The 11647-nt window shown below is 67.9% G+C and carries 9 protein-coding genes and 1 pseudogene; 4 read left to right on the plus strand and 6 right to left on the minus strand.

Features of this window, described 5'->3' with window-relative positions; translation table 11 throughout:
* Both HFP15_RS32840 and HFP15_RS32845 read left to right on the plus strand, forming a co-directional pair.
* Positions 1-222 (plus strand): annotated as a pseudogene (locus HFP15_RS32840) (IS110 family transposase); the annotation flags it as partial.
* A 210-nt stretch (positions 223-432) separates the two neighbouring features.
* On the plus strand, positions 433-1791 hold the full coding sequence (locus HFP15_RS32845) for an MFS transporter (RefSeq protein WP_168520754.1): 1359 nt from the start codon (positions 433-435) through the stop codon (positions 1789-1791).
* Positions 1792-1802: 11 nt separating this feature from the next.
* Here HFP15_RS32845 and HFP15_RS32850 read toward each other — a convergent pair whose 3' ends face one another.
* The 6 genes from HFP15_RS32850 to leuC all read right to left on the minus strand — a co-directional run bounded on the left by HFP15_RS32850 (position 1803) and on the right by leuC (position 7389).
* Complete coding sequence (locus HFP15_RS32850; protein WP_168520756.1) at positions 1803-2600, minus strand: IclR family transcriptional regulator; 798 nt, start codon at positions 2598-2600, stop codon at positions 1803-1805.
* A gap of 62 nt (positions 2601-2662) precedes the next feature.
* A complete protein-coding gene (locus tag HFP15_RS32855; RefSeq protein WP_168520758.1) occupies positions 2663-3778 on the minus strand; it encodes an NDMA-dependent alcohol dehydrogenase in 1116 nt (371 codons plus the stop codon).
* A 166-nt stretch (positions 3779-3944) separates the two neighbouring features.
* A complete protein-coding gene (locus HFP15_RS32860; RefSeq protein ID WP_168520760.1) occupies positions 3945-4796 on the minus strand; it encodes a GntR family transcriptional regulator in 852 nt (283 codons plus the stop codon).
* Complete coding sequence (locus tag HFP15_RS32865; RefSeq protein WP_168520762.1) at positions 4793-4948, minus strand: hypothetical protein; 156 nt, start codon at positions 4946-4948, stop codon at positions 4793-4795. The genes HFP15_RS32860 and HFP15_RS32865 overlap by 4 nt, the downstream gene beginning before the upstream one ends.
* Positions 4949-5380: 432 nt before the next feature.
* Positions 5381-5986: a 3-isopropylmalate dehydratase small subunit gene (gene leuD, locus HFP15_RS32870; RefSeq protein WP_168520764.1), complete on the minus strand. Its 606-nt coding sequence runs from the start codon at positions 5984-5986 to the stop codon at positions 5381-5383.
* Complete coding sequence (gene leuC / locus HFP15_RS32875) at positions 5986-7389, minus strand: 3-isopropylmalate dehydratase large subunit (RefSeq protein ID WP_168520766.1); 1404 nt, start codon at positions 7387-7389, stop codon at positions 5986-5988. Before leuC ends, leuD begins: the two co-directional genes overlap by 1 nt.
* Before the next feature lie 191 nt (positions 7390-7580).
* Between leuC and HFP15_RS32880 the strand changes: the two genes are divergently transcribed.
* Positions 7581-8057, plus strand: coding sequence for an Lrp/AsnC family transcriptional regulator (locus HFP15_RS32880; RefSeq protein ID WP_168520768.1), 477 nt, complete (start codon positions 7581-7583; stop codon positions 8055-8057).
* 136 nt (positions 8058-8193) lie between these two features.
* Entirely contained in the window at positions 8194-11625 is a 3432-nt protein-coding gene (locus tag HFP15_RS32885; protein ID WP_246272242.1) for an indolepyruvate ferredoxin oxidoreductase family protein, read from the plus strand.
* The last annotated feature ends 22 nt before the right edge of the window (positions 11626-11647 follow it).

An 11647-nucleotide genomic window follows, 5' to 3' on the forward strand; every position in this document is an offset into this window, starting at 1 on the left:
CTCATCGACGCCCTGATGACCCAGGCATTCTCCGCGCTGCGCACCTCGCCCGGAGCTCGCGCCTACTACGACCGGCAGAAAGCCCGCGGCGCCAACCACAACACCGCCCTGCGCCAACTTGCCAACCACCTCGTGGGCATCCTCCACGGCTGCCTCAAGACCGGCACCCGCTACGACGAGGCGACCGCCTGGTCGCATCACGCCGTGAACGTTACGGCTTGACATTTCAGCTCCTGGGATGTCTTTGCTGAAGAAGGTTGGCAACGGATGGAGGTTCGCCCGCCGCGGTCGCTATCGGAAAGGGCGTTTCTCGGTAGGCGAGAACCGAATCGTCGGAGCACATTGCCCATTAAGTGTGATGCTGCATATATTTTTTGCTCTCGCGCCGGTAACCGGCGCATCCCCCCGCTCTCAAGGTCGAGAGGACACGTCGTGGACGTCATCACCACACTGAGAACCTCACGGATGGGCCTGGCCCGATGGTGCGCGGTCGCCCTGTGCGTCCTGTGCAACACGATCGACGGCCTTGACCTGATGCTCATGTCCTACGCGCTGCCGCATCTGCCGCCGGGGTTCGCGACCGGCACGCAGAAGGGTCTGCTGATCAGCTTCGGCTTCCTGGGGATGGGGCTCGGTGCCACGCTGCTGGCGCCGTTGGCCGACCGGATCGGCCGGAAGCGGATGGTCATGTACGGCCTGCTGCTCTCGGTCCTGGCGCTCGCCGCCACGGCGCTTTCACCATCCATGGAATGGATGCTGGCCGCCCGGATCCTCGCGGGCGCGGGTGCCGGAACCTTGACACCGGTCGCGCTGACGCTGGGCGACGAGTTCTCTTCGGCCAAACGCCGGGGGCTCTGTGTCGGGCTTGTCGCCATCGGCTTCGCCATCGGCTCCACGATCGGCGGGCTCATCGGCCTGTTCATCATCACCACGTTCGGTGGCGCGTGGCAGGCGTTGTTCTGGGGCGGTGCGCTGATCAGCGCCGCGGTACTGGTGCTCGCGGCGGCTTTGCCGGAAAGCCCCGCCTACCTGGTGATCCGGGATACCGCCGAAGCCAGGCAGCGCCTTGCCCGGGTTGTGTCCTGGCTCGGGCTGACCGGTGTCGAACTGGCGGAACAGCCTCTTGCGGAACCCGTCGCCACCGGTCAGAAGGCAGGGGTGCTCACCAAACGTTTCCGGGGCCGGACGCTGCTGCTGTGGCTGGGCTACAGCACAGCAGCCGCGGCCTGGTACTTCACGACCAGCTGGACCCCGCAGCTCGTCTCGACCGTCAGCGGCAGCGCCGAGCGGGGCACGCTGATGGGGACGGTACTGAGCATGGGTTCCCTCGGTGGCGGCGTCGTCTTCATCTTGCTTGCCACCCGGGTGAGCAGCACGGCCGTCGTCTGGGTTTGCACCGCCGCGGGCGCCGTGGCCGCCGGGGGATTCGCGTTGACGATCACTGGCGCCGGCGCGGTCGTGACCGCCGCGGCGATCGGCGTGACCATGCAGGCGGCGCTGTCGGCTTACGTGGCCTCTTGCGCCCGCTTGTATCCGACGGTCATCCGGACCCGAGCCCAAGGCGCGTTGATGGGGGTCAGCCGCGTCGGCACCATTCTCGTCCCGGTCGTGGTTGGTGCGGTCCTGACAGGCTTGTCCGCGCAGACGATGTATTGGGTAGCCACTGTCGTCGTGCTGCTGTCCGCCATTGTCGGCGTCACGCTGTGGTCCCGGACGCGGGCGATCACGCACGCACCGGTCGGCGCCGGGCACCCGGTGGAGCGCCTGGAGGCGGTCCGCGAGCAGACCTGACATGTGGCGTTTCAGGGCTTGTCGGTGGCGAGTCGTATGCGGTGTAACAGGATGGTCAACCGCGGGTCGGCGGGTGCGTTCCCAGCCAGGAATGCTCGCGCGATCCCGCGTGCGGTGGTGTGCAACGCCGGGAGCAGGCTCGACTGCGTGCGTGTGTTCGACGGTGTCGTCACCGACAGCGCGGCCAGCGCGGTGCCGTCGTCGGCGAGTACCGGCACGGCGACCCCGACAGCGTCCGGCGACATCCAGGACCGCGCGATGATATGCCCTGTCCGCCGAACTTCGTGCGCGATACGGACGAGGTCCTGGCGCTCTACAACGGTGTCCGCCGTGAAGCGGGTAATCCGGGCCGTCTCCAGGATGCGATCGCGCACTTCGGGGGAGGCGAAGGCAGTCAGGACGATGCCGGGTGAGGAGGCCAGCGCCGGCAGACGGATTCCCGGTTGGGTCACATTGGTCGCGACCGGGTGGCGTGCGGGAAGTGTTGCCACGTTGAGCACGTCGTCGTGGTCGAGGATGGAGAGCAGCGTCGGCGCGTCCACCACCGAGCGCAGGTCTTCCATGTAGGGCGCCGCGGCCTCGCTCAACGTGAACACGCCGGACGAGCGCGCCACGATCTCCCACAGCTTCATGCCGATCCGCAGCCGGCGGTCGGGGTCCCGGTCCAACACCCCCGTCTCCGTCAGTTCGGCGACGATCCGGTGCGCGGAAGGTCCCGGGATGCCCGCCTGGCGGGCGACCTCCGAAGCCGTGAGCGGGCCCCCGCCGGATTTGAACGCTTCGAGCACACGCGTTACCCGCTCGATCATCGACTCTCCGCGAGGGGGCACCATCGTCTCCGATCCGGAAGGGCTCCGCGGTCGGGGCGTTGTCAGAACTCGTGCACGACGAGGCCGCGCACGGTGGTTCCTTCATACATCGCCGCCCAGCCTTCATTGATCTCGTCGAGGGTGAAGGTCCGGGTGATCAGCTCGTCGAGTTTGAGTTGTCCTGTGCGGTACAGGCCGAGGAGCTGGGGCACAGCGCGAGCCGGTGACATCGCGCCGTAAAGGCAGCCCTGAATGCGCTTCTGGAAGTAGGTGAGGCCGGTGAGCTCCAGTGGGGTCGTCCCGGGATCCTTCGCGGGGACCGCGGTGACGACGACGGTGCCGGCTTTGCGCACTGCGTCGAAGGCCTGGGCGAGGTATTCGCCGCGCAGCACGCTGGTGGTGATGATGGCGACGTCGGCGCCCTGGCCGTTGGTGAGCGAACGGGCGAGATCGGTGGCCTCCTCGATGGATGCGACAGCGTCCGTGGCGCCGAATGAGAGAGCGCTGGTGCGACGGAAGGGCAGCGGGTCGGCCGCGATGATCCGCGAAGCGCCGGCGTGTTTCGCACCTTGCACGGCGTTGGTGCCGAGCCCACCGGTGCCCATCACGATGACGACATCACCGGGGGAGACCCGGCCGGCGTGGACAGCTGAACCCCAGCCGGTGGGGACGCCGCAGCCGAGCAGGGCCGCGGACTGTAGCGGGATGTCGTCGTCGATGCGGATGCAGCAGCGCTCCGGTACCACGCTGAACTGCGAGAAAGTCGCGACGAAACACGCCTGCGCGACGTCGCGGTCGCCGAGGTGCATGCGGAACGTGCCGTCGAGCATGGCGCCGGTGGCCATGTATGCGCCGTTGTCGCAGAGGTTCTGTCTGCCCTCGGTGCAGTCCCGGCACATACCGCAGCCGGGGATGAAAGCAGTGACAACGTGGTCACCCGGCTTCACGAGGCTTACCCCGGGGCCCACCGCCTCGACGATCGCGGCGCCCTCGTGGCCGCCGCAGTAGGGCAGGTGGTCCTGTCCCACGTCGCCGGTCGCGTGGTGCTCGTCGGAGTGGCACAGGCCGGCGGCGACGTTGCGGAGCAGGACCTCGTGCTCGCGGGGCTCATCCACGTCGACGTCGACGACTTCCCATTTTCCTGGAGTCTCAAGCAGTACGGCGGCTCTGGAGCGCATCGCCTTGTCTCCTCACTGACGCCGGTCACCGTTGTCCGGCGTTAGAAAATCTGATCTTCGTGGTCGTGCCGCTCGTTCGGCGAACGGCAGTTGCGCCCGCATCACCGCCCGGTCAGGATTCGGCTCACTGGCAACATTGACACGGTAAGTGCATTATATATGACACTCAACACCTAAATGGTCCATGTTCGTCACCGTCCATCGAAGGATCTTCATGAACACCGGACTGAAGTTCGCGCAAGTCAGCCGCGGCGCACCTCGCGCTCTTCGGTCGTGAATGGGCAGGGTGTGTTGTCGGGTCGGCGCGGATGCGGCGGCGGAGGTACATCGTCGGCACGTTGTGGTCATCGACGTTGACGCCGTCGCGGAGCATGATCGGGCTGCCGGGGGAGAGGTCGAGGAGTTCGGCGTCCTCGCGGGTGGCGAGGGTCGCGGTGAGAGAGCGCCACGAGTGCCGCAGGTGGATGCCGAAGTGGTCGTGCAGGGCCTGGAACAGTGCGACGCGTTCGCCGATGTGTGTGGCGAGGAGGGGGACGCGGCCGGATTCGAGCCAGTAGCTGCACACGAGGAACGGCCGTCCGCCCATGCGGACGAGGGTGCCGACCCGGACGAGGGGTGTGGGCACCTCGAGTGCCTGTGCGGCGCGGGCGTCGGTATCGCTGTCGGTGATGGTCACCAGGGTTTCGGTTTGGTCCTGCCGGGTGTATTCGGCGATGGTGGCTGTGCTGCCCGCGTCGGCGTCGGTGGACGGCACGCGGGGGAGGTCGAGTTCGACGACCATTTGCGGTTCCGCGACGTAGGTTCCGGAGCCTTGCCGGACGGTGACGTGCCCGGCGCGGGCGAGTTCGCCGATGGCGTGGCGGATGGTGAGGCGGTTGATGCCCCATTCGGTGGCGAGTTCTCCTTCGGTGGGCAGTCGCTGGCCGGGGGAGAGCTCGCCGGCGCGGATGCGGCGGAGGAGTTCGCTTTCGACCTGGCGGTAGAGCGGGCCGCCGCTTCTCTTGCGTGTGCTGGTCATCGGAGTCCGGAGCGTACGAAGGCGTTGACGACCTGACGTTGGAGTATCAGGTACACGGCGAGGATGGGCAGGCACAGTGCTCCGGCGGCGGCCATCATCGCACCGTAGTCGGTGCCGGCTTCGGTGATCAGGCTGCGGAGCCCGATCTGCACGACCGATGCGGGGTCGGAGAGTACGAATACGGCGCTTTACCACCAGGCGGTCACCGCATGGCTGGCACGGGCGTTCGGCGGAGAACGTTGACTGTCCGTTGTGGAAGGTGTTCGCGGTGCGCGAAGCCACAGCGGATTCCAGTTGAGGGGCGAAAACGTACCCGGGCTCTGTGCCGGTCGGACCGCGTTCAGGGTTTTGTGCGAACATATGCGGGCCGCGTTGGGCAGGATCCACGCACCGGAACAGGTGCACCTCGTCGAGGAGCTTTCCGTGCGCGCGGTGGGGAAGATCGACAAGAAAGCGCTCAAGCGAATGGGGTGACGCTGCGGCGGCGATGCGTGCCGGCTTCCGGGCACGAGGTGCCAGCAGGTACCCCTGAGGTGGATATACCTGCAGGAGCGCCGCACCATCTGAGCGGGCGCCGCCGATTGCTACCGCCGGGCCATGATCCGTCCCGTCGTGGGAAGGGCCGGGCGGCGTGTGGCCTCGTAGGCTCGGATGGCCTGGTCGTGGTGAAGGGTCAGTTCGATGTCGTCGTGGCCCGCGAGCAGCCGTTCTCGGATGTCCTCGGGGATGTCGAAGGCCGTTTCGAGATCGCGGGCGCGCACCACGCGGTGCTCGAGGTCCACGGTGACCGGTGCGGCCGGTTCCTCGTCGAGGAGGTCCCACAGCCGTTCGACGGTCGCCGCGGGAAGCGCGACCGGGAGCAGGCCGTTCTGGCAGGCGTTTCCGGTGAAGATGTCGCCGAACCGGGGAGCGATGATCGCGCGGAAGCCGTAATCAGTGAGTGCGTAGACGGCACCTTCGCGCGAAGATCCGGTGCCGAAGTCGTTGCCCGCGACCAGAATCGTGGCCTTGTCGTAGGGTGCGCGGTTCAGAACGAAGGCGGGATCGTCGCGCCAGTCGGCGAAGAGTTCCTGACCGTAGCCTGCTTTGGTGAGCCGGGTGAGGAAACGGACGGGGATGATCTGGTCGGTGTCCACGTCGCTGATCCGAAGCGGTGCGGCTTGTCCGGTGTGGACGGTGAACTTCTGCATCAGGAGTCGAGGTCCTTCGGTGCGGTGAGCCTGCCGGTGACGGCGCTGGCGGCGGCGACGGCGGGGGAGACCACGTGGGTGCGTGCGCCTTTGCCTTGGCGGCCTTCGAAATTGCGGTTGTTGGTCGACGCGGCCCGTTGCCCCGGACGCAGCCGGTCTTCGTTGACCGCCGCGCACAGCGAGCAGCCCGAGGTGCGCAGTTGGACGCCCGCCGCGGTGAAGATCTCTTCGAGTCCTTCCTCGACGGCCTGTGCGCGCACGGCGTCGGACCCGGGCACGAGGTAGAACTCCACCCCGGGGGCGACTCGCCTGTCTCGGAGTACTTCGGCCGCGGCGCGCAGGTCTTCGATGCGCCCGTTGGTGCAGGAGCCGATGAAAACGGCGTCGATCGGGACATCGCGCAGGAACGTGCCGGGCGCGAGGTCCATGTAGGCCAGCGCGCGTTCGGCCGCGGCGCGTCGCGCCGGTTCGGGGAACGAGGCCGGGTCGGGTACCGTGGAGTCGAGCGGTACCGCCTGTGCCGGGTTGGTGCCCCAGGTAACGAACGGGCTGATCTTGTCGCCGTCGAGGACGACTTCCCTGTCGAACACGGCGTCCTCGTCGGACCGGAGACTCAGCCAGTACGCGGCTTCGTCATCCCACGCTTGCTCCGTGGGGGCGTGAGGCCGGCCGCGCAGGTAGTCGATCGTCGTCGCGTCGGGTGCGATCAGGCCGGTGCGGGAGCCTGCTTCCACGGTCATGTTGCAGATGGTCATGCGGGCCTCCATCGACAGTGCCTCGATGGCAGACCCCTGGTACTCGATGAGGTACCCCTGGCCGCCCGCGGTCCCGATCTGCGCGATGAGCGCGAGGATGAGGTCTTTGCCGGAGACGCCGGCGCCGAGCTCGCCGGTCACGGTGACACGCATGGTCTTCGGGCGGGTCAGCGACAGGGTCTGGGTGGCAAGGACGTGTTCGACCTGTGAGGTGCCGATCCCGATCGCCAGCGCGCCGAAGGCGCCCATGGTGGTCGTGTGGGAGTCGCAGCAGACCACAGTCATGCCGGGGTGCACGAGCCCCAGTTCCGGGGCGATGACGTGGGCGATCCCGCGCTGCGGATCGCCCCGGCGGTAGATCTCGATGCCGTATTCGGCGCAGTTCTCGGCCAGCAGGGCGGCCTGCCTGCGCATTGCGGGTTCCCGGATGACCCGGAACAGGTCGCCGGTCGGCACGAGGTGGTCCTCGGTGCCCAGTGTGAGATCCGGCCGCCGCACGGCCCGGCCTGCCGCGCGCAGCCCGTCGAACGCGATCGGCGTGTTGATCTCGTGCAGCAGGTGCAGGTCGATGTAGAGGAGGTCGGCGGCGCCGGGCTGCGACCGCACGACGTGGCCGCGCCACACCTTCTCGGCGAGTGTTTCACCCACGGAAGTCCTCCTCGGACAGAAGCGGGCGCGGATGTGGCGCCGAACGACAATGGCCACATGAAGTGTGCACAAGCGCGGCAATCAGATCAACAGATGCCATCTAGAATGGGCCACTGGTAGCTTTTGAACCCGTGAAGCTGGCCTCCGGTCGGCAACTGGCCAAGCCCGGCCCCGTTCGTGAAGGAGATCCCATGGCTGCGCACCTGGAGCGGATGGACCTGGCGGTGCTGCGGCTGATCGCCGAGGAACCCCGGGTCGGCGTGCGTGAGTACGCCCGCCGGCTCGGAGTCGCGCGGGCGACCGTGCAGGCGAGGGTGGACAAGCTGATGCGGCTGGGGGTGCTGGTCAGCTGGCGTCCGCAGTTCGATCCGGCCGCGATGGGCTACTCAGGTCTGGCCTACGTCCGGTTGCTCGTGGCGCAGGGCAAGCTGAACGCCACGCTCGACGGGCTGGCGAAGATCCCGGAGGTGATCGAGGCGAACGCGGTCGCAGGGGATGCGGATCTGCTGTGCCGTGTGGTCGCCCGGGACAACGCCGGTCTGGAAGAGGTCCTGCAGGAGATCATCGCCGTGGACGGGGTGCAGCGGACGTCGACGGAGGTCGTGCTCAGCCGGAGGCTGATGCCGCGGATCTCCCCGCTGATCCGCAAGATGCACGACCAGCTCTGACCGGCCCAACGGACCAGCTATCGGTCCAGGTGTGCGTCCTTTGCTTGGCCATTGGCTCAAGATCTTCCTTCTTGCTTGCACACCTGGATGCCCGGTTCGTACTGTGCGGTGATCCGAGCGGCTGGAAGGGAAACCGATGATGAGCGTGAGCCTGGAAAAGCGGGCGGGATCGGCCCCGTTCTCGCTCGACCACCGGTATCTCTCCGAAGAAGGGCAGGTCTACCTGACCGGGCTGCAGGCGCTGGTGCGCATGCTGCTCGACCGGTCCCGGCACGACGAGCGGAACGGCCACCGCGGCTCTCTCTACGTCACCGGCTACGAGGGTTCGCCACTGGCCGGTTACGACCTGGAAATCGCACGCCGGAGCGATTTGCTCGCACCGCACCGGGTCGTGCACGCGCCCGCCCTGAACGAAGAGCTCGCGGCGACCGCGCTCGGTGGCACCCAACTGGCCGGTGAGGTCTCGAAGCTGAGTACTGACGGAGTCACCGGGTTCTGGTACGGCAAGGCGCCCGGCCTGGACCGGGCGACCGATGCGATCCGGCACGCGGCGATGATGGGCACTTCGCCGAAGGGTGGTGTGGTCGCGCTGGTCGGTGACGATCCGAGCGCGAAGTCCTCCAGCGTGCCGTGCTCGTCGGAGGCCGCGTTCGCCGACCTGCAGCTGCCCACGTTTTCCCCGGCGGATTCGCACGACGTTCTCGAACACGGGATGCACGCGGTGGAACTGTCCCGGGCGAGCGGGTTGTGGACGGCGATCAAGGTGGCGACGAACGTCGCCGACGGGGCGTCGACCGCCACGGTGCGTCCACTGTGGACCCCTCCGGACCTGGACGGTCTTCCGGACGGGTTGCGTGCGTACACGCACGTCCCGCACGCGCGGCTGCTCGGCAAGGACCTGGCCGGACTGGAGCGGAGTTTCCAGCGAGTCCGGTTGCCCATCGCGCTGGAGTATCTGCGCCGCAGCGGGGTCAACCGGATTCTCGGGGCCATCGGCCCGGCCCGGATCGGCATCGTCGCGGCGGGCAAGACCTACCTGGATGTGCGCCAGGCGCTCGATTCGCTCGGCCTCGGCGGGAGCGCGGCCACGCGGCTGGGCATCCGGCTGCTCAAGCTCGGCGCGATCGTGCCCGTGGACCCGTCGATCGTGCGGGAGTTCGCCCGCGGGCTCGACGAGATCATCGTGGTGGAGGACAAGCGCGGGTTCCTGGAGATCGCCGTCCGGGACATCCTCTACGGCGCCCCGGACACGCCGCCGGTGTCCGGTAAGCGGGACCCGCGTGGAGCGCGGCTGTTCAGCGATGTCGGCGAACTCGACCCGGATCTCGTCGCGACGGGCCTGGCCGCGCGGTTGCACGAGCACGGCGGCTTCGGTGACCTGCCCACGTGGGCGCAGCGGCGTCCCCGTGAACGGATCACGCTGCCGCTGGCCGTTCGGTCGCCGTACTTCTGTTCCGGCTGCCCGCACAACTCCTCGACCAAGCCACCGGAAGGCGCGTTGGTCGGTGGCGGAATCGGCTGCCACGCGATGGTCCTGATGATGCCCGAGGAGCAGGTCGGCACGGTGACCGGGCTGAGCCAGATGGGCGGCGAAGGTGCCCAGTGGATCGGGATGGCGCCTTTTGTCGAGGACCGCCACTTCCTGCAGAACCTGGGCGACGGCACATTCGCGCATTCGGGCAGTCTCGCCATCCGCGCCGCGGTCGCGGCGGGTGTGCCGATCACGTTCAAGATCCTTTTCAACGCGACGGTCGCGATGACCGGTGGGCAGGACGCCGTTGGCGGGCACGGTGGGCTCAGCAGGCTGGTCTCGACGGTGCTGGCGGAAGGAGCAAACAGGGTCGTGGTCACCACGGAACAGCCCGCCCACGTTCGGAAGATGTTGCGCCGCAACGATACTCGTCGGGTCGCGGTGCGGCACCGGGACGATCTGCTCGCCGTGCAGACTGAGCTCGCGCGCGAGCCGGGCGTCACGGTACTGGTGCACGACCAGGAATGTGCCGCGGAGAAGCGCCGCAAACGCAAGCGCGGGAGACTACCCACGCCGGTCACCAAAGTGATGATCAACGAGCGGGTCTGCGAAGGGTGTGGCGACTGCGGGCAGAAGTCCAACTGCCTGTCCGTCCGCCCGGTCGACACCGGCTACGGCCGCAAGACCCGCATCCACCAGTCCTCCTGCAATCTCGACTACTCCTGCCTGGACGGCGACTGCCCCTCGTTCCTGACCGTCACCCCAGGGCGCGACAAGCGAGGGCGGCGAGAAGCGCCTGCCGTCGGGGAGCTTCCCGATCCCGTCGTCACGGTTCCGGTGGACGACTACAGCCTGCGCATCACCGGTGTCGGTGGCACCGGTGTCGTCACCGTCGCGCAGGTGCTCGCCACAGCAGCCGCGATCGAAGGCCGGCACGTGCGTGCACTGGACCAGACCGGCTTGGCGCAGAAGGGCGGCGCCGTCGTTTCCGACGTCAAGATCAGCACCACGCCGTCCACCCGGGCGGCGAAACTCGCCGGCGGCGAATGCGACCTCTACCTCGGCTGTGACTCCCTGGTCGCCACCGACCCCGCTCAGCTGATGGTGACCGACCCGGACCGGACCATCGCCATCGTCTCCACCGCCGAGGTGCCCACCGGCCGGATGGTCGTCGATCCCGCCGAGTCCTTCCCCGCGCCGGCGCGGATCCGGTCCACTGTGGACGACCGAGTCGCGGTCGCACGTTACCTGGCTGCGGACGAGGTGTCGGCGGAGCTGTTCGGAGATGAGCAGTTCGCCAACATGCTGCTGGTGGGCGCCGCCTTTCAGGCCGGCGCGATTCCGCTCCCGGCTTCGGCCATCGAGGAGGCGATCCGGCGCAACGGCGCCCGCGTCGAAGCCAACGTGCAGGCCTTCCGGCACGGCCGCCTCCTCGTCGCACGTCCAGAGACTGCGCCCGAGCCCGAACCGGTGAACCTGGACAGACTGGTGGCGGACCGCGCGCGGGAACTGATCGCGTATCAGAATGAGCGCTACGCCAACGCCTTCACCGGATTCGTCGGACGTGTGCGCGTTCGCGAGGCCGAAGCCGTGCCGGGCAGTACCGCGCTGACCGAGGCGGTCGCGCGCAACCTGTTCAAACTCATGGCGTACAAGGACGAATACGAGGTCGCCCGCCTTTCCCTCGACCCCGCGCTCGCGGAATCGGTGCGTGAGCAATGGGGTGATGGGGCGAAGGTGCGATACCGGCTGCACCCGCCAGTGCTGCGCGCGCTCGGGATGAACCGGAAAATCGCACTGGGACCGTGGTTCCGTCCCGTGTTCCGGGTCCTGCGCGGAATGCGGAAGCTGCGTGGCACCCCGTTCGATCCCTTCGGCCACGCGCACGTCCGCGAAGTCGAGCGGGCACTGGTGGGGGAGTACCGCGACGCGGTGGAAAGCGCCGTGGTCCTACTCGACACGAAGACGTTGCCGATTGTCCTGGAGATGGCGGAACTGCCCGACATGGTGCGGGGCTACGAAGAGATCAAACTGGCGTCCGTCGAACGGTACCGGGCGCGGCTCACCGCTTTGCGCCATGAGCTGTCCTCGGAGTGAGCACGCGACCAACCGGACAACG

Origin of the sequence: Amycolatopsis acididurans (genome assembly GCF_012328925.1) — a bacterium.
Taxonomy (GTDB): domain Bacteria; phylum Actinomycetota; class Actinomycetes; order Mycobacteriales; family Pseudonocardiaceae; genus Amycolatopsis_E; species Amycolatopsis_E acididurans.

Bases quoted from the DNA above. Each gene is read 5' to 3' on its own strand.
- HFP15_RS32855 (WP_168520758.1), bottom strand. From the start codon at position 3,778: ATGCGCTCCAGAGCCGCCGTACTGCTTGAGACTCCAGGAAAATGGGAA.
- HFP15_RS32860 (WP_168520760.1), bottom strand. From the start codon at position 4,796: ATGACCAGCACACGCAAGAGAAGCGGCGGCCCGCTCTACCGCCAGGTC.
- HFP15_RS32880 (WP_168520768.1), top strand. From the start codon at position 7,581: ATGGCTGCGCACCTGGAGCGGATGGACCTGGCGGTGCTGCGGCTGATC.
- HFP15_RS32850 (WP_168520756.1), bottom strand. From the start codon at position 2,600: ATGATCGAGCGGGTAACGCGTGTGCTCGAAGCGTTCAAATCCGGCGGG.
- leuD (WP_168520764.1), bottom strand. From the start codon at position 5,986: ATGCAGAAGTTCACCGTCCACACCGGACAAGCCGCACCGCTTCGGATC.
- HFP15_RS32885 (WP_246272242.1), top strand. From the start codon at position 8,194: ATGATGAGCGTGAGCCTGGAAAAGCGGGCGGGATCGGCCCCGTTCTCG.